This window comes from Thermosynechococcus sp. PKX95 (genome assembly GCF_031583295.1).
Taxonomy (GTDB): domain Bacteria; phylum Cyanobacteriota; class Cyanobacteriia; order Thermosynechococcales; family Thermosynechococcaceae; genus Thermosynechococcus.
This window is the reverse complement of record NZ_CP134171.1, coordinates 584,500-600,527: the sequence shown is the minus strand read 5'-3', so window position 1 is coordinate 600,527 and position 16,028 is coordinate 584,500. Positions and strand designations below refer to the sequence as shown.

At 54.4% G+C, this 16,028-nt stretch carries 20 protein-coding genes and 1 pseudogene; 8 read left to right on the top strand and 13 right to left on the bottom strand.

What is annotated here, in order from left to right:
• Window positions 1–6: 6 nt before the first annotated feature.
• The 6 genes from RHH81_RS02715 to RHH81_RS02690 form a co-directional block, all read right to left on the bottom strand.
• The gene (locus tag RHH81_RS02715; RefSeq protein WP_206200968.1) at window positions 7–252 is read right to left on the bottom strand and encodes a 2Fe-2S iron-sulfur cluster binding domain-containing protein; all 246 of its coding nucleotides are present in this window, start codon (window positions 250–252) and stop codon (window positions 7–9) included.
• Window positions 249–1,244 (bottom strand): aspartate carbamoyltransferase catalytic subunit, encoded by a 996-nt coding sequence (locus RHH81_RS02710; protein ID WP_310453237.1) that lies wholly within the window; start codon window positions 1,242–1,244, stop codon window positions 249–251. Before RHH81_RS02710 ends, RHH81_RS02715 begins: the two co-directional genes overlap by 4 nt.
• On the bottom strand, window positions 1,241–1,759 hold the full coding sequence (locus RHH81_RS02705; RefSeq protein WP_149820490.1) for a phosphoribosyltransferase: 519 nt from the start codon (window positions 1,757–1,759) through the stop codon (window positions 1,241–1,243). The genes RHH81_RS02710 and RHH81_RS02705 overlap by 4 nt, the downstream gene beginning before the upstream one ends.
• 5 nt (window positions 1,760–1,764) lie before the next feature.
• A complete protein-coding gene (locus RHH81_RS02700) occupies window positions 1,765–2,700 on the bottom strand; it encodes a phytoene synthase (RefSeq protein ID WP_206200965.1) in 936 nt (311 codons plus the stop codon).
• Entirely contained in the window at window positions 2,684–4,117 is a 1,434-nt protein-coding gene (pds, locus tag RHH81_RS02695; RefSeq protein WP_206200964.1) for a 15-cis-phytoene desaturase, read from the bottom strand. Before pds ends, RHH81_RS02700 begins: the two co-directional genes overlap by 17 nt.
• Window positions 4,118–4,215: 98 nt before the next feature.
• A complete protein-coding gene (locus RHH81_RS02690) occupies window positions 4,216–4,851 on the bottom strand; it encodes a chorismate lyase (RefSeq protein WP_302678784.1) in 636 nt (211 codons plus the stop codon).
• 127 nt (window positions 4,852–4,978) lie between these two features.
• Here RHH81_RS02690 and RHH81_RS02685 point away from each other — a divergent pair, with 127 nt between their 5' ends.
• The 3 genes from RHH81_RS02685 (at window position 4,979) to RHH81_RS02675 (ending at window position 8,292) form a co-directional block, all read left to right on the top strand.
• The gene (locus tag RHH81_RS02685; RefSeq protein ID WP_206200962.1) at window positions 4,979–5,635 is read left to right on the top strand and encodes a Mo-dependent nitrogenase C-terminal domain-containing protein; all 657 of its coding nucleotides are present in this window, start codon (window positions 4,979–4,981) and stop codon (window positions 5,633–5,635) included.
• Between the two features lie 19 nt (window positions 5,636–5,654).
• The gene (rimO, locus tag RHH81_RS02680; RefSeq protein WP_310743338.1) at window positions 5,655–6,977 is read left to right on the top strand and encodes a 30S ribosomal protein S12 methylthiotransferase RimO; all 1,323 of its coding nucleotides are present in this window, start codon (window positions 5,655–5,657) and stop codon (window positions 6,975–6,977) included.
• Window positions 6,978–7,053: 76 nt separating this feature from the next.
• Entirely contained in the window at window positions 7,054–8,292 is a 1,239-nt protein-coding gene (locus RHH81_RS02675) for a HAMP domain-containing sensor histidine kinase (RefSeq protein WP_310743337.1), read from the top strand.
• On the opposite strand, the gene RHH81_RS02670 is transcribed toward RHH81_RS02675, so the two are convergent.
• The gene (locus tag RHH81_RS02670) at window positions 8,262–9,116 is read right to left on the bottom strand and encodes a DNA-formamidopyrimidine glycosylase (RefSeq protein WP_206200959.1); all 855 of its coding nucleotides are present in this window, start codon (window positions 9,114–9,116) and stop codon (window positions 8,262–8,264) included. The two genes, RHH81_RS02675 and RHH81_RS02670, sit on opposite strands and share 31 nt — an antisense overlap.
• A gap of 11 nt (window positions 9,117–9,127) precedes the next feature.
• Window positions 9,128–9,358, bottom strand: a complete 231-nt coding sequence (locus RHH81_RS02665; RefSeq protein ID WP_011057407.1) for a photosystem I reaction center subunit IV — start codon at window positions 9,356–9,358, stop codon at window positions 9,128–9,130.
• 201 nt (window positions 9,359–9,559) lie between these two features.
• On the opposite strand from RHH81_RS02665, the gene RHH81_RS02660 reads away from it, so the two are divergent.
• On the top strand, window positions 9,560–9,898 hold the full coding sequence (locus tag RHH81_RS02660) for an STAS domain-containing protein (protein WP_206200958.1): 339 nt from the start codon (window positions 9,560–9,562) through the stop codon (window positions 9,896–9,898).
• A gap of 27 nt (window positions 9,899–9,925) precedes the next feature.
• Here RHH81_RS02660 and RHH81_RS02655 read toward each other — a convergent pair whose 3' ends face one another.
• Genes RHH81_RS02655 through RHH81_RS02640 form a run of 4 tightly spaced genes read right to left on the bottom strand, consistent with a single transcriptional unit; the run spans window position 9,926 to window position 13,356 of the window.
• Complete coding sequence (locus RHH81_RS02655; RefSeq protein ID WP_206200957.1) at window positions 9,926–10,987, bottom strand: 3-deoxy-7-phosphoheptulonate synthase; 1,062 nt, start codon at window positions 10,985–10,987, stop codon at window positions 9,926–9,928.
• A 35-nt stretch (window positions 10,988–11,022) separates the two neighbouring features.
• Window positions 11,023–12,159, bottom strand: a complete 1,137-nt coding sequence (locus RHH81_RS02650) for an LptF/LptG family permease (protein ID WP_310743336.1) — start codon at window positions 12,157–12,159, stop codon at window positions 11,023–11,025.
• Window positions 12,160–12,161: 2 nt separating this feature from the next.
• Window positions 12,162–12,950, bottom strand: a complete 789-nt coding sequence (gene lptB / locus RHH81_RS02645) for an LPS export ABC transporter ATP-binding protein (RefSeq protein WP_225901628.1) — start codon at window positions 12,948–12,950, stop codon at window positions 12,162–12,164.
• Entirely contained in the window at window positions 12,910–13,356 is a 447-nt protein-coding gene (locus RHH81_RS02640; RefSeq protein ID WP_302677271.1) for an LptA/OstA family protein, read from the bottom strand. The genes lptB and RHH81_RS02640 overlap by 41 nt, the downstream gene beginning before the upstream one ends.
• A 60-nt stretch (window positions 13,357–13,416) precedes the next feature.
• On the opposite strand from RHH81_RS02640, the gene holA reads away from it, so the two are divergent.
• Window positions 13,417–14,424: a DNA polymerase III subunit delta gene (gene holA, locus RHH81_RS02635; RefSeq protein ID WP_206200954.1), complete on the top strand. Its 1,008-nt coding sequence runs from the start codon at window positions 13,417–13,419 to the stop codon at window positions 14,422–14,424.
• Here the strand turns inward: holA and RHH81_RS02630 are convergent.
• Window positions 14,361–14,816, bottom strand: coding sequence for a hypothetical protein (locus RHH81_RS02630; protein ID WP_206200953.1), 456 nt, complete (start codon window positions 14,814–14,816; stop codon window positions 14,361–14,363). The two genes, holA and RHH81_RS02630, sit on opposite strands and share 64 nt — an antisense overlap.
• Window positions 14,817–15,139: 323 nt before the next feature.
• Here RHH81_RS02630 and RHH81_RS02625 point away from each other — a divergent pair.
• The 3 genes and pseudogenes from RHH81_RS02625 to RHH81_RS02615 all read left to right on the top strand — a co-directional run.
• Window positions 15,140–15,457, top strand: a pseudogene (locus RHH81_RS02625) (helix-turn-helix domain-containing protein); the annotation flags it as partial.
• Between the two features lie 29 nt (window positions 15,458–15,486).
• On the top strand, window positions 15,487–15,630 hold the full coding sequence (locus tag RHH81_RS02620) for a hypothetical protein (protein ID WP_206200952.1): 144 nt from the start codon (window positions 15,487–15,489) through the stop codon (window positions 15,628–15,630).
• Window positions 15,631–15,697: 67 nt separating this feature from the next.
• The gene (locus RHH81_RS02615) at window positions 15,698–16,021 is read left to right on the top strand and encodes a metal-sensing transcriptional repressor (protein WP_206200951.1); all 324 of its coding nucleotides are present in this window, start codon (window positions 15,698–15,700) and stop codon (window positions 16,019–16,021) included.
• The last annotated feature ends 7 nt before the right edge of the window (window positions 16,022–16,028 follow it).

Genomic DNA, 16,028 nt, shown 5'->3' with positions numbered 1-16,028 from the left:
CTTGGCTTACCATGTGGGATCCCGAAAGAGATAAGCGGTAATGGAGCCATCCTGCTTGCGATCGCCCGCAATCGTAGAAATACAGGCGCGAATTTCCTCGCCATCCTCCAATTCCAACGTACAGGCGCCACAACTGCCCATGCAACAACCCGTGGGAATGTCGACCCCAGCGCGCGCTGCAACGCTCAGCCAACTTTCCCCCACTTCGGCCTCAACGGAAACCTGATCCGGCACAAAGGTGACCTTAATCATGGCCTGCCTCCATGATACGTTCCCATCAAATACAGTAACGCCATCCGTACCGCCACCCCACTGGTCACCTGCTGATTCACTAAACTGAACTGCGGATCATCCAGCAATGCCGAACTCAATTCCACGCCGCGATTCACCGGTCCCGGATGCAAAACCCGCACCTCCGGTCGGCACAGGCGCAGCCGTTCATGGGTGATACCAAACTGCTGATGGTACTCCCGCAAACTGGGAATCAGGTGCTGATCCATGCGTTCCCGTTGCAGGCGCAGCGTCATCACAATATCGGCATCAGCAAGGGCAGGTTCCAGTGTCCAGTGGAGCGTTGCTCCATAGTCTGCAAATTCTGGCGGCAAGAGGGTGGGGGGGCCGGCCAAATGCACGTCAGCACCGGCCGTTTTCAGGCTGTAGAGGTTCGATCGCGCCACACGGGAATGGCGAATATCCCCGACAATGGCAATTTTCTTCCCCTGCAACAGGGCACAGCGGGGCTGACGCGGATCGTAGAGTTGACAAAGGGTAAACAAATCTAGCAGGGCTTGGGAGGGATGCTCGTGCAAGCCATCACCGGCATTGAGAACCGCCACCTGACCGCCAAGGCGATCCATTTCTGCTGCAATCGTATGGGGCACCCCCGACTGCTGATGGCGAATCACCATGAACTCTGCCCCCATCGCCCACAGGGTCTTAGCGGTATCGAGGATCGTTTCCCCTTTACTCAGGGCCGAGGTACCGGGCGAAAAGTTGAGAATATCCGCAGAAAGACGTTTGGCCGCCAGTTCAAAGCTATTGCGGGTGCGCGTCGAGCTTTCAAAGAAAAGATTAGCAACCACCCGCGCTTGCAGGGTGGGGACTTTTTTGGTGCGACGATTCAGGACTTCCTGAAAACTGAGCGCTGTTTGCAGCACAATATCTAGTTCCGCCACCGTAAAGTCTTGCAGGGAGAGGACGTGGCGACGCTGCCATTGGAGGGGGGGAGTGAGGGTAGGCGTCATGGACAGGGGGTTAGGGTTTGAGCAAGATCAGCCGCTGTCAGTTGTTCGTAGCGTTCAAAGGGTTGATGGATCCACGGATTTTCCGGCAGGTAATGAACATAGTAGTCCGGACGAATACAAGAGGCCGCTTTGTACCAGAGAACGGCAGTGCGCACTTCCTCCACCGCAAAGCCATATTTGACCTCTAGCCAGCGCAGGGTTTTCTGCAAGGAAAGGCCAGAATCTACCAAATCATCCACTAAGAGGACATGACTGCCAAGGGTAGCGGTGGTCATGGTTAAATCTCGCGCAAAGGTGATGCGACCCCGCTCTTGGTTATTGACACCGCCATAGGAGGACACCGCCAGAATCGCGAGGGGTTGATTAAACAAGCGGCTGAGAATGTCCCCTACCCGCAGCCCCCCCTTGGCCAAGCAGAGGATTTGATTGAACTGCCATCCCGATTCATAGATAGCGATCGCCAACTGTTCAATGGTGCGATGATACTCGTCCCAATCCACGTACAGATCTGCCATGGTGCCTAGAAGCTGGCCTTGAACCAAGAAATAGGGATAAACAGCAGCTTGCGCCAGTCAGAGACAAAGGCGCGCCGATTAAAGACATCGTAATCGTTGGCTTCGATGACATCAAGAATCTGGCGATAGAGCATCAATGCCGACCACACGGGCCAACGGGCATCCCGCTCTAGGTAAGCCACCCCCACTTCGGCTTCCCGATAAAATTGCCGTGCCCGCTGAATTTGAAAGCGCATCAATGCCCGCCAGCGATCGTCAATCACTCCCCGCTGCAAGTCTTCTGCGGTGTAGTTAAAGGCAGCCAAGTCCTCTAAGGGCAGATAAATCCGCCCCCGCCGCATATCTTCGCCCACATCCCGCAGGATATTGGTCAGTTGATTGGCAATGCCAAGGGCAATGGCTTGATCCTTGAGGGTACCTTTAGCCTGATAGGGATCCACCCAAGGGGAACACAGGCGATCGCTGTAGGGGTTTCCCCCCATTACCTCAAGGGACATGAGGCCGACGGTACCGGCAACGCGGTAGCAATAGAGTTCCAATTCAGCAAAGGTTTCATAGCGACTGCGGTGCAAGTCCATCCGCTGGCCAGCAATCATGTCCCGAAAGGGCTGGATGTCGAGGGGGTACTGTTCCAGCGTTGCCGTTAGAGCTAAATCCATGCCATCGTGGGGACGTCCAGCAAAAATATCCTCAAGGCGCGCTTCCCACTCATCAAGGGTGGCCATGGTTGTCGTTGCGGCTTGGGGGCCATCCACCAGTTCATCGGTGCGCCGACACCAGACGTAAATTGCCCAAATGGCGCGGCGCTTGGCGGGGGGCATCAACAGCGTGCCGAGGTAAAACGTCTTGGCATAGGCGGCAGTGACCTGACGACACAACTCGTAGGCCTCGTCGAGGGAAATCAGGGGAGGGACGTACTCGGCTCTAGGCAGTTGCAGCATTGGCGGCAGTTTGAATAGAGGTTTTAGGGGGCTGCGGGGCGTTGCTCTCTGCGAGCCGCTTCGCGATCGCCTGCGCTGTCAGCTTACCAGAAAGTACCGCACCTTCCATACTCCCTAGGTAGGGCTGCATCGTGTAGCTCCCCGCAAGGAAGAAGTTGGGAATGGGTGTGGCCTGATCCGGACGAAAGGCTTGGCGACCGGGGGTGGCTTTATAGACTGAGCGGGGGGTTTTCACCACCGCCGTTTTCAGCACTTTAGCAGGTTCCGGTAGGTGATTGGGGAAGAGTTTGGCCAGTTCCGCAAGGGTCGCCTCAACAATCTCCTCATCGCTGCGGCCAATCCACTCCGCAGCAGGCGCCAATACCAGCTCTAGCATTGACTTGTCGGGATCGGCATAGCCCTTGCAGGTTTCGCTCATGTCGGCATAAACACTCAACAGGGGCGATCGCGAGAAGAGGAGATGATCCACTGTCGGCAATTTGCGATCAAACCAGATTTGGACGTTAATCACCGGGACGCCTTCGAGGCCATTGAGTTTCTGGAAAAAGGATAGGTCTTGCCACGGCTTCGGCAGCAGCAGTTTAATGGCATCCACCGACATTGCTGAGACATAGGCATCCGCTGTGACTTCAAAGCGCTGTTGTCCCTCGCGATCGGCCATGACAAAGGACTGCACCGAGAGATCCTCATTGAGGACAATCTCCCGCAGAGCCACATTGGTGTGCACTTCACCGCCCCGCGCGGTCACATAATCCACAATGGGCTGACACAACCGTTCGGGGGGTGCCCCATCCAAGAAGGCAATTTTTGAACCATAGCGTTCCCGCAGAAAGCGGTTCATCGCCGTCAGGGGAATCGTGGCCGAGACCTCATCGGGGTTCAGGAAGGTCAGTGCCTTTGAGGCCGCAATAAAAATGTCGGAGTTTACCCGCTCATCAATCCCTTGGCGTTGCAGCCATTCGAGGAGGGTGTACTTGTCCATTGCCTCGACGTATTTTTGGCCGCGCACGATCGCTGGCCACAGCCCCAAGGCAAAGCGGAATTTCTGCTCCCACGTCAGCATATCGTTGTTGCGCAAAATGGAGAGCAGTACATTAAAAGGCGCAGGAATATCGGGAACATCAAACCACGAGAGCACCCCCGGCTTTTCCGGTTGGTTAAAAATCAGGGCATGGCGTTTCCATTGCAGGCGATCGCTAATCCCCAATTCCGCTAGGAGTTGCAGCATATTGGGGTAGGCACCAAAAAAGGCGTGCAAGCCTGTTTCCACCCAATCCCCATCGGCATCCTGCCATGCCGCCACCAAGCCACCAAGGACATTGGCACGCTCAAACACCATGGGGGTATGTCCTGCATCCACTAGATACTTGGCGCAAGCTAAGCCCGCTAAGCCACCACCGGCAATTGCAACTCGCATGAATGACGCTACCCTAACTGACGAAGATGAACGCAACCCCCTAGGGGGACAAAAAGCTGTTCATATTATATTTACAAAACGTTACGGAGGCAGCCGCTTTAGGCTAATGTTGAGCCTGAATTTGCCAAATAGGCCGTACTTCCCATCGGACCAAGGTAGCGGCAGAGGTAGGGCGAAAAGACTTCATAAATCAGCGTAATGGGACGGCGATCGTGCCAAAAGAGATAATGCCGCCCCCAAAAAGGCCCCGCCTCGCCAAAGGCTGCCGCCAAGGTTTCAGAGTGCCCGAGATACACCGCCTGAATGTCGCGATAAAGCTCCACCTTGCGTTGGGCGAGGTTCGTCCAAATGGGCATGGCACGGTTTTGCAAATACTCATCCACATGAGCCGCTTCCCACCAAGAGGTGGCATAGGCCAAACGCTGACCTGAAGCGGTGCGTAGCCACACTTGACGCCGCAGCCGCGGGCCGGGAATGAGTTGCAGTTGCGCCGGGGCGCGATCGCTGGCATGGCCAATGGCGGACATATCTATCACGTCCACTTCCGTGGTTTCACCCGTCAGCAGTTGCAGGTGGCGGGTGGGGGAGCCATCCCCAAGAATCAGGATTTGCCACGCCGGCGCTAAAAGATCATGAGGTAATCCTTGGGCGATCGCCGCCGCATCCCCCTGCCAAATGGGATCAAGGGCATACCAAGGGGTTGAGCAGGTGGAGGGCAACAGCGAAACAGTCAAGGACGGGACACAGTGCTTAACAAAACTTCGTCAATTGTAGCAAGGATTTTATCTGTGGTTCAGGATGGCACGAAAGACCCAGACCTAAAGTACAGTCGTAGTGAGCAGCAATCTTGGGGCAATCTCTATGGCAACCACTGCAGCATCTACCTTGGAACTAACACCCGAACAAACGGCCATTTGGATTAAGGGTCTCTTGAGCATTGCCGGCGCCGATGGTCATTTTGATCCCGAAGAGAAGCAACTGATTGCGAGCCTGATTCGCGAGGAAATTGCCCCAGAAATAGATCTTGAACATTTTGCTCCAGTCACTAATGAAGAACTGGTGGCCACCTTTGGCGGCGATCGCGCCCTTGCGGAAAATTTCGTGCGTACAGCCGTGATGGTGGCGCTTGCCAATGGCATTTACTCCCAATCGGAGGATGCCGAACTGCAACGCTTCTGCAACGCCTTGGGACTGGAAATTACTGCCCTTGAGTCCCTGAAGCACACCCTTGATGGTCAGCACGAGAGCAATGAACAAACCCTGCGCCTATTGGATCCCGTGCGCCACTGGCTGGATGGTTTAGAGGTCAAAGATGCCAAGGTAGCTCGCTTTCTCTGCCGCCTGATTCCCCCCCAATGCCCCTTTGAGCGCGACATTACCCTTTTTGGTCGCAAGATTGTCCATATTCCCCCCCTCTGTAAACTCAATCCCCTTTATGATCAATTAGTGGGGTTGCGCTTTCGCTCGCTCAGCTATTTGGCCGACGAGTGTGGTGAAGATATTACCCCCTACTGTTAGATGGTGCTGACCCGTTTAGATGCCAAACCCAACCAAACCGAAAATTGCCTTTGCCCACCTTGGCTGTGATAAGAACCGCGTGGATACGGAGCACATGATTGGTCTCCTTGCGGCAGCGGGCTATGGGGTGGGTACCGATGAAACCGAAGCCGACTACGTTATTGTCAATACCTGTAGCTTTATCCAAGCCGCCCGCGAAGAGTCGGTGCGCACACTGGTAGAACTGGCAGAAGCCAATAAGAAGATTGTGATCACAGGCTGCTTAGCGCAGCATTTTCAAGGGGAACTCTTGGCGGAGCTTCCTGAGGCGGTGGCCGTCGTTGGCAGTGGCGATTACCAGCACATTGTTGAGGTGATTGAGCGGGTAGAAACGGGTGAGCGGGTGCAACAAATTAGTGCTGTGCCCACCTACATTGCCGATGAAACCGTTCCTCGCTACCGCACCACGCCGGAACCGGTGGCCTATCTGCGGATTGCTGAGGGCTGTGACTATCGCTGTGCCTTTTGTATCATTCCCCATCTGCGGGGCAACCAGCGATCGCGCCCCATTGAGTCCATTGTTAAGGAAGCCCATCAACTCGCCAGCGAGGGCGTCCAAGAAATCATTATTGTTTCGCAAATTACCACCAACTATGGCATTGATCTCTATGGTCAACCCCAACTCGCGGCGCTGATCCGTGCCCTTGGGGAGGTGGATGTACCTTGGATTCGGTTGCATTACGCCTATCCTACGGGGCTAACGCCTGAGGTGATTGCAGCGATACGAGAAACCCCCAATATCTTGCCCTATCTCGATTTGCCGTTGCAACATTCCCATCCAGAGGTGCTGCGCGCGATGAATCGGCCGTGGCAAGCGGGGGTGAACGATCGCCTGATTGAACGGTTACGGCAGGAATTACCCGAAGCAGTGATGCGGACGACGTTTATTGTTGGCTTCCCCGGTGAGACTGAGCACCACTTTGAGCATCTTTGCCAGTTTGTGCAGCGCCATGAATTTGACCATGTGGGGGTCTTTACCTACTCCGCTGAGGAAGGGACTGCCGCCTATGATCTGCCGGATCAGGTTCCAGAGGAAATCAAAATGGCGCGGCGCGATCGCCTGATGCAACTGCAACAACCCATTGCCCAGCGCAAAAATGCCGCTGAAGTGGGCAAAACCATGCCTGTGCTCATTGAGCAGGAAAACCCGCAAACTAGGGAATTGATTGGACGATCGCCCCGATTTGCCCCCGATGTTGATGGTGTGGTCTATGTGAAGGGAAGAGCCACCTTGGGCACAATTGTCCCCGTAGAAATCACCGCTGCTGATATTTACGATCTGTACGGCATCATCCCCGCCTAAGTTCGGTTTTACTCCTAGGCAGATTGGAATTATTGGGGCTATGGTCAAGGCAGTTGGGGACGTTGCATCGGCTGCTATGGGACGCTCTCATTCCACCATTGATCGGTATGATACCCGTGCTGGCGATCGCTTTTGGCAGTGGCAAGCGGGGGTTGCTGCCTTAGAAAGATTATTGGCAGTCACGCATCCCATTGAGGGCTTTTTAGTCTCCTTCCCCAGCCTCATTCTTCAAGATTGTCCCCTAAAAACCTATGTCCTCATGCCCCAAGGGCGATCGCTGCCCTACCTGCCTCCTACAGACGCCAATCCTGCTTTGCCAGCAATGACCCTTTTGCCCGCAGCGCGAGAAGGCATGAATCCCTTTTGCCTGCTTCTGAGTCCAGAGGTCAATCTTTTACTGATCTATCAAGGGGAGCGCGGACTGCACTTTTCCTTTGCTCCTGAGGAAATTCATGCTTTTTGGCAGCAATTGCGGCAGCAACTTCCCTTAGCTGATCTCGACCCCATTGATCAGTGGCTGGCCAGTGTCGAGATGGTGCCCCCCAGCTATCGTTTGGTGAGTCAGTTTGCTCAATGGCTGCTGGACTATAGTCAACCGGCGGCCACGCCCCTGACTGTGACTTCTACCCCCATGGCTGCGGATATTAGCCTGCTGCAAGCCCTTTCCCACGAGGTGCGCACTCCCCTCACCACCATCAATACCTTTATCCAATTGCTACAACGGCAAGAGAATCTACCGCAGCGCACGTACCAGTATCTGCAAAAGATTGGTCAAGAGATTCAGGATCAAATCACCCGCTTTAATCTCCTGAGTGATGCCGCCGAAATCTTCACTAGTCCTAGCCCCAAACCCCCCCTTGCGTTTGGGCAAACCCACTTGACGGAACTCTTCACGACCAACTTGGCTCGCTGGCAAAAACAGGCGGCGCGTCGTCAAGTCAAATTGGTTCTCGACTATCCGCCCAATTTACCCCTTGTTCTCAGTGATCCAGCGTCTTTGGATCAGGTCTTGACTGGGTTAGTGGAATACTATAGCCAAACCCTTGCCCCAGAGAGTGAACTGAAATTGGTGGTGCAGCGGGCAGGGCAGCACGTGAAGCTAGAATTGCGATCGCCCCAGTACAAACACCGCAGCGATCTGGCCGCCTTGGGGCACCTGCTCCTGTGGCATCCCGCAACCGGCCAACTGAGTCTCAACTTTCAGGCGGCAAAACTCTTAATAGAAGCAGTCGGCGCTAAGGTCATTCAACGGCGCGATCGCCAAGCGGGCGAAATTCTCACCCTTTATTTGCCCATTGCTGAAGACAGCGGCTGACAGCGGGGACAATAGTGGCTGGAGCGTCCTGCCAAGCGCAGCCGTTCAATCGTTGTGCCACAGACGCGGCAGGCTTCCCCCTTGCGACCATAGACCCATGCTTGACCCCCATAGCGACCATTCACCCCCGCCGGAGTGACGAAGCTACGAATTGTCGTACCGCCTGCTGCAATCGCTTCCCTCAGCACTTGGCGAATCACCTGATGGAGGTGAACGATCTGCTCAATCGTTAGGGTGTAGGTGGGTAGGGCGGGGTGCAGACCACTCAAGAAAAGACTTTCATCGGCATAGATATTCCCCATGCCGGCAACAACGGTTTGATCCAAAAGTGCCGTTTTTAGCGCGCGACGATAATGCACCAACCGCTCCGCCAAGAACCAAACTGTAAAGGCCTCACTCAGGGGTTCTGGTGCCAAGCTGGCCAGTGTGGGAATCGCCGTCTCGGGGCGGCAGTGTGCAGGAATCCACCAACAGCGACCAAACGTCCGTTGATCCACAAAGCGGAGTTCCGCCCCCGTTGCGAAAAACCAGCGTACACGGGTATGGGAACAAAGGGGCACCGGATCAGTGAGCCACAGTAACTGACCACTCATGCGCAGATGAATGACGAGGTGGCTGCCGTCATCTAGGGTGGCTAAAAGATACTTGCCGCGCCGTTGCCATTGTTGCAGGGCGCGATCGCGCAGGTGATCAATAAACGCTTGCGGCTCTTCAGGAAGCGCAATAGAACGGGCTAGAAGCACCTCCACCCCCACAATGGGTTGCCCAAGGGTGACCACCTCTAGCCCACGACGTACGGTTTCAACTTCCGGTAATTCCGGCACGGTCTGAGAAACTATTTACCTTTTTTGGGCGGAGCCACTTCTTGCACTTCGTGCAGCGCAAAGTTATTGGTGTTCACACCGCTGGCACTGCCGCTGTAGCCGGTGTAATTGACTTTGTCGAAGCGCACAATCACAGGATATTTGACGCCGGGGGTTTGATCCACAGAGGCGACGGTGCCCACTTCGTTGTACCAGTAGGATTCAGGGCGGAGAATCTTGACTTTAGAACCACGTTGCACCATGAGTTATCGTCCTAAAAATTTCTCAACGGCTAGAGTTAAGCCTACTATGACTACTACGGCTTGTTACGCTCACTCCACAAAATTTCACAGAGCACCCCATCTCTGGAACCCAGCAAAGGGCGGTTATGGGTTGGTCGCGTGACGAATCTCGGTGAAAAAAAGGCTGTATACTAGCGGGGAACTCCTTTCCATCATCCTGTTATGGCTAATACTGTCGAAGTGATTAAGCTGTCTGGGGTCTTTGGTGGCCCCCAAGCTCAGGAATTTCGTCAAACCATTGGTGAGCTGGTTCAAGGGGGGACTCAAGCCCTATTGCTGGATTGTGGTGAGGTCACCTTCATTGACAGTTCTGGCTTAGGCGCTCTTGTTGTTGCCCTAAAAACCGTCCGGGCAGGTGGGGGACAGCTTTACCTATGCAATATTCCCAAGCAGATGATGATGCTCTTTGAACTCACGAGCATGGATAAGGTCTTTCACATCCTCAAAAATGAGGAAGAGTTCTTTTCATTGAATCTACCTTCCCAAGGGGCAAGTAACTAGCTTCCCCTGCTACAATAGGCGATTCAGTTATCTGGCAACCAGTTGTGACCCCACCGCACTAGCCAATTGTTCGAGCATCGTTACTGTTGTCGCAAAGTCCACGCAGGGATCGGTAATACTTTGGCCATAGACCAATTGCGAGAGATCCTTGGGAATCGGTTGATTACCCGCCTTGAGATGGCTCTCGATCATCACACCCGCCAAATAACGGGAACCTTGCTGTACCTGCTGGGCAAGATTTTCACACACTAGCACTTGGCGTTGGGCATCTTTGGCAGCGTTGGCATGGCTACAATCCACCATCAGGCGGGGGGTGAGTCCCTTACGCTCTAGGAGGGCAGCCGCCATTTCGATGTGAGCGGCAGAATAGTTAGGGCCCTCTTTGCCGCCGCGCAGTACAAGGTGAGTATCGGGATTCCCAGTGGTGGCAACAATACTGGCACGGCCTTCAGCATTAATTCCCAGAAAATGGTGTGACTGCTGTGCCGCGATCATGGCATTAATTGCGGAATCTAAGTGACCATCGGTGCCATTTTTGAAGCCTACGGGCATCGAGAGACCCGACGCCATTTGACGGTGGGTTTGGCTTTCCGTCGTACGAGCACCAATGGCGGTCCAACTCACAACGTCAGCAATGTACTGGGGAATGATTGGATCGAGCAATTCTGTAGCGGCGGGCATCCCCAAGTTGGCCAAATCCAGCAGCAGCTTCCGTGCGAGGCGTAAGCCGGTGTTGATATCATAGCTGCCATCGAGGTGCGGATCGTTGATCAGCCCTTTCCAGCCTACAGAGGTGCGGGGTTTTTCAAAATAAACCCGCATGACAATTTCAAGACTATCCCGCAGGCGATCGCGCAGCCGCGCCAACTTTTCCCCGTATTCCAAGGCTGCCTTGACATCGTGAATTGAACAAGGCCCCACAATGACCAGCAGTCGGCGATCGCGCCCCTTAAAAATGTCACGAATGCGATCGCGGGTTGTGGCCACAAGGGTGGCTTGGGATTCGGTCAGCGGTAAATCCGCCAGCAGGGTAGCAGGCGTCAACAAGGGTCGCGTCTCAACAACGTGAAGATCAAACGTTTGCGGCATGGATCAGCAATCAGCACTTTTTTCATCATACCTCTCTAGCTACGATCCGCGCGCCACAGTAGGGCGATCGCCACCACCAAGCCAATACCGTGGGGCAACCACGCTGCTGCCAAGGGTGAGAGGGTGCCAATCGTCCCCAGTGCACCGAGAAAAAACGTGAGCACGTACTGACCAAACACCACTGCCACACTAATGCCAAATCCTTGGCGCCCCCGTCGTTGGGAGGGACTGAGGCCAAACCCCACCCCCAAAAGGGCAAAGACCACCGCCAAGAAGGGTTGGGCATAGGCCTGAGCCAGATGAACCTTGAGGGCACGCACCAGTTCTGGCTCTTGATTGGGATCGAGACGTTGCAGGGCACGGCGTGCTTGGGTGATCGAGAGTTCATCCACATCTGTTGGCCGCAGTTGTTGAGATTGGGCAGGCCGCGGCAAGCGGATCTCCTGTTGATCAAATTGCAAGAGATTGCGGCTGACTCCCGTGTGGCTAATCAAATAGGCTACCCCCTGAGAGAGTAACCAGCGACTCTCACGCACATTCCACTCAGCGGATTCAGCGCTAATGACCTGAGTCACCTGTGGTTGTGAAAAGTCCAAAACCGTGATTCCCTGAATGCGGCTGCCATCAAAGCGATGCCCATAATACAGTCGCCGCACATCTCCTTGGCGATCGTACTCAGGGTAGAAAATATCGGTGCCTGAGCCGAGGGTACGCTCCTGTTGCAGTAACTCCCGCATGAGTTTTTGCGATTCATACTTGGCGATGGGTACGGCGATTTCATTGAGCGCAAGGGTCAACCCACTCACAAACAATGCAAAAACCACTACAGGGACGAGGACACGGCGCAGACAAATCCCCACACTGCGCAGCGCAATCCACTCCCCCTCCTCTGAGAGCCGACTCATCGCCCCCACAACCGCGAGCAACACGGCCATCGGAAACACCAAGACCAAGACGCTGGGCAGTTGATAGCCAATCAATTGCAGCAAAATCGTTAGGGGCAGTTGAGCATCGGCAATTTGTCGCACCAGATCAAAAATCGTGCCGACGGTCAGCGCCAAAGTGGTAAAGATTGTAACGCCAAAAACAAACCCCGGCAGCAGTAGCGAGAGAAGATACTGATCTAACTTGGGAAGGGTCGGCAACCAGATCCGCCGCAGTGCTCTGATCATGTCTAGAAGCGAAAATCCTCACCGAGGTAGTATTGCCGCACTTTGGCATCCTGGGCCAATTCCCAGCTATTCCCTGCGGCTAAAATCTGCCCTTCCCGTAAAATGTAGGCGCGGTCAATAATTTCCAGCGTTTCCCGCACATTGTGATCGGTAATGAGAATGCCCATTTGGCGATCGCGCAGCTTGGCAATCATGTCCTGAAGGTCATGCACGGCAATGGGATCCACGCCCGCAAAGGGTTCATCGAGCAGTAAAAAACTGGGTCCTTGCTTACCTGCTGCCAAGGCACGGGCTAATTCGGTGCGCCGCCGTTCTCCCCCTGAGACTCGCCGACCGAGGGTGTGGGCAATGTGGGTGAGGCGGAATTCCGTGAGTAGTTGATCCAAGCGATCGCGCCACTGCCGCCGCGGCACTCCCGTCTCCTCTAAAACCAAGAGAATATTTTCAGCAACCGTCAACTGGCGAAAGATACTCGGTTCTTGGGGCAGATAGCCAATGCCCCGCCGTGCTCGCTGATGTAAGGGAGCTTGGGTAATATCCTCATCATCCAGCCATACTCGGCCATCATCCGGTCGTTCAATCCCCGTTGCCATGTAAAAGGTTGTCGTTTTCCCTGCACCATTGGGCCCCAGCAGACCCACCACCTCTCCGCGAGCCACCGAGAGACTGACGTGATCCACCACCCAACGACTGCCATACCGTTTACATACCCTCTCTAGGCGAAGCGTGGTCGGTAGCGCAAACCGCCCATTAGGGCTGCACAGGTGTAAGAATTTGTTGGTTAGGGTCATCGGGGATCATTAAAATAGATTCGACTTGGCGGCTGGGGGCGGGCAGAGCGACAAATTTTGCTTCCTCAATAAGATATGTGATGGTGTCAGCGCGGAGACTGTTCCCCTGTTGCAAAACATACACATTCCCACTGAGGACAATGCGCCCCTCCCGGCTAAAGTATTGTGCTTGTGCCGCCGTGGCCTGAATTTGGCGGGCGGGATAACGCAGTTGCACATTGCCCCGTGCCGTGATCACGCCTGTGACGGCATTCGCCTGCTGCACATCGGCCAAAATGGTAAGTGCTTGGGAAGGCGTTTCTTGGGAGTCTGCGGGCTGCCAGAAGAGGGGAGCGATTGCTAACCCTACCCCCAGTGTACCCAGCGCCAAAAGGCGGGATGGCCATCGGGAACAAGAGTGCAACATTTCCTTAAAGTCTCCGCCACAATGTCTTTATCCTAGTGGATAAGGGAAAATTTCCGCATCATGCCCGTTTACTTCTATTGGGGGGAGGATCAATTCCGACTCGAGCAGGCCGTGAAAGACCTACGGCAACAAGTGGTCGATCCCCTGTGGGAGAGTTTTAACTTCGAGAAATTTGCTGGGGAGGATGCTGAGGCCGTTCAAGCCGCGTTGGCGCAGGTGATGACGCCGCCCTTTGGAGAAGGCGATCGCTTGGTGTGGCTAGTGAATACAACGCTAGGTCAACGCTGTAGTGCGGAACTATTCGCAGATTTAGAACTCACCTTGCCACAAATTCCCCCGAACTGTCATTTTCTTCTTACCAGTCGCCAAAAGCCCGACAGCCGCAGTAAAGCCGTCAAGCTGCTGCAACAGCATGGCACGATTCAGGAATTTAGTCCGATTGCCGCTTGGAAAACCGCTGAGATTGAACAGCAAATCCGTGAGGTAGCTCAACACTATCCAGTTCGCCTGCCCCCAGAAGGAATACAACTCCTTGCCGAAGCCGTGGGCAATGACAGTCGCCAACTCCACAATGAATTAGAAAAATTGGCCTTGTTTGCGGGCGATCGCCCCCTTACCGCTGAAGACATCACCACCCTTGTTCATGCCACCCAACAAAGTAGCCTCACCCTTGCCAGTACGCTGCTGCGGGGAGACACAGCCACTGCCCTGAGCCAACTGGAGGACTTGCTACTCCAAAATGAACCCCCCTTGCGCCTTTTGGCCACCCTGACGAAACAATTTCGCACCTGGTTGTGGGTCAAGTTGCTCAGCCATGAGCGCGACCATCAACGCATTGCCAAGCTCGCCGAAGTGGGAAATCCGAAACGGGTCTATTTCCTGCAAAAAGAAGTGAACGCTGTTGCTTTGCCGGCCCTTCAAGCCTGTTTGCAGATTCTCTTAACCACGGAGTATCAACTCAAGCTAGGGGCTGAGCCAGTGGCGACTCTACGCCAAGGGATGATTCAGCTTTCCTTGGCCTGCTCACGGCGTTCTTGGGGCGATCGCTCGGGCGGCGGTGACAATTGACTCGGCGGCAACCGCGAAGGTTTGCGACTGGGACGATTCCACGTTTGCCATGCGGCTTTTACCCCGGCAAAAACACTACGGGTGGTCACTTTCGCCTCTTGAACTTGGCGTTTTGCCGCTGCAATTCCTTGATCCACCTGCTTGACGACATTGCCTGCACTTTCTACCCCTTGGCTAATGTCGTCGGTGAGATCGCTAATCTCTAGACCCGTCAAGCGAATTGCTTCTAGGGTAGGGGGCAATTCACGCCCCAAGGTATCAAAGAGCTTTTCGGCACTGCGCGCCGCCCGTGCCAATTCCATAAACGCCGGAATCGCAGCAACCAGAACGGCTGCCAAGCATACGGCCACTAATACCAGTGACACCGCCAACCAAAAAATTGGTTCTGTCACGTTGGTTCGTCCACTGAATCCTGCGGGGGATGTGTCCCGATACTATCACGACTTTCCTAGGGACAACAGTTACGGGAGTGACGCCCAAGGCAAACGCCCACTTGAAAATTTAGGAAAGAGCCGTCACATTCATGGCCAAAACCAAGCGCAGCTAGCAAGTTTGCTACCAAAATTCGCCGCAGTGCTCCGTCTATACCGCAAAGCGGTTAGGTGGTGGTGAGGCGGCGGGCGACCGCAGGGAGCAGCCACTCAATCTCAGCTTGTTGCTGGATATATTGAGCTAGCACCGAACATCGGGCGTGACTAATCGCTATAATGCACTCATGCTCACCCTGACGTACGAGTACAAACTCAAACTAACCCAGCAGCAGGCCAAGCAGATCGACCACGATCTAGACGTGTGTCGCCAAGTTTGGAATGATCCGCTGAGGGAACGCAAAGACTGGATTGCTTCGCGCAAATGTCCAGTCAATGCCTGCTCTGTGCGTAGCGAGTACATCATCCCAGCGGATGCCCCTTACCCCAGCTTCAACGTGCAGTGCCAACGATTGACTGAAGCAAAGCAGTTCAACCCTGATTTAGCGTCGGTTAACGCCCAAGCATTGCAGCAAGTCTTGAAGCGGCTAGACCAAGCGTTTGAGCGGCGGCATTGGTGATGAGCTTACGGGAGATGCTGCAACGAACACATTTTGCGGCTGCTTTAGAAGTCCAACAAGTTCTCAGCCCTGCTCAGCGCCAACAACCGGCGGCTATGAATCGCCAACGCTTAGTGAATTTAAGAAATTATTTTCAACAGGGAGCAACACAACCCTAGTTCCTAATCTGTTGAATATTCTGTTGAATAGGTTGATTGTTGTACTGATTGTTTAGGACTATTTGCCGTGGGCACTGAATTCCATTCCCATTCTTCTCCTTCCCTGCATTCCCATCCCCATCATCACAGTGAGGAATCGCTGCGGGCGATCGTTAATCGGCTCTCGCGCATTGAAGGGCACGTGCGTGGTATCAAAACGATGGTGCAGGATAGTCGCCCTTGCCCAGAGGTACTGATTCAAATTGCCGCAGTGCGGGGAGCGTTGGATCGGGTGGCACGGCTGATTCTCGATGAGCATTTGAATGAATGTGTGACTCGTGCCGCTCAAGAGGGACGCATTGATCAGGAACTCGCAGAACTTAAAGCTGCCCTTGATCATTTTTTGGGATAATGATTTG

Coding starts and splice junctions, on each gene's coding strand:
- RHH81_RS02715 (WP_206200968.1), bottom strand. CDS start 252: ATGATTAAGGTCACCTTTGTGCCGGATCAGGTTTCCGTTGAGGCCGAA.
- RHH81_RS02710 (WP_310453237.1), bottom strand. CDS start 1,244: ATGACGCCTACCCTCACTCCCCCCCTCCAATGGCAGCGTCGCCACGTC.
- RHH81_RS02705 (WP_149820490.1), bottom strand. CDS start 1,759: ATGGCAGATCTGTACGTGGATTGGGACGAGTATCATCGCACCATTGAA.
- RHH81_RS02700 (WP_206200965.1), bottom strand. CDS start 2,700: ATGCTGCAACTGCCTAGAGCCGAGTACGTCCCTCCCCTGATTTCCCTC.
- pds (WP_206200964.1), bottom strand. CDS start 4,117: ATGCGAGTTGCAATTGCCGGTGGTGGCTTAGCGGGCTTAGCTTGCGCC.
- RHH81_RS02685 (WP_206200962.1), top strand. CDS start 4,979: ATGGCAACCACTGCAGCATCTACCTTGGAACTAACACCCGAACAAACG.
- rimO (WP_310743338.1), top strand. CDS start 5,655: ATGCCAAACCCAACCAAACCGAAAATTGCCTTTGCCCACCTTGGCTGT.
- RHH81_RS02675 (WP_310743337.1), top strand. CDS start 7,054: ATGGGACGCTCTCATTCCACCATTGATCGGTATGATACCCGTGCTGGC.
- RHH81_RS02665 (WP_011057407.1), bottom strand. CDS start 9,358: ATGGTGCAACGTGGTTCTAAAGTCAAGATTCTCCGCCCTGAATCCTAC.
- RHH81_RS02660 (WP_206200958.1), top strand. CDS start 9,560: ATGGCTAATACTGTCGAAGTGATTAAGCTGTCTGGGGTCTTTGGTGGC.
- RHH81_RS02655 (WP_206200957.1), bottom strand. CDS start 10,987: ATGCCGCAAACGTTTGATCTTCACGTTGTTGAGACGCGACCCTTGTTG.
- RHH81_RS02650 (WP_310743336.1), bottom strand. CDS start 12,159: ATGATCAGAGCACTGCGGCGGATCTGGTTGCCGACCCTTCCCAAGTTA.
- lptB (WP_225901628.1), bottom strand. CDS start 12,950: ATGACCCTAACCAACAAATTCTTACACCTGTGCAGCCCTAATGGGCGG.
- RHH81_RS02640 (WP_302677271.1), bottom strand. CDS start 13,356: ATGTTGCACTCTTGTTCCCGATGGCCATCCCGCCTTTTGGCGCTGGGT.
- holA (WP_206200954.1), top strand. CDS start 13,417: ATGCCCGTTTACTTCTATTGGGGGGAGGATCAATTCCGACTCGAGCAG.
- RHH81_RS02620 (WP_206200952.1), top strand. CDS start 15,487: ATGCTGCAACGAACACATTTTGCGGCTGCTTTAGAAGTCCAACAAGTT.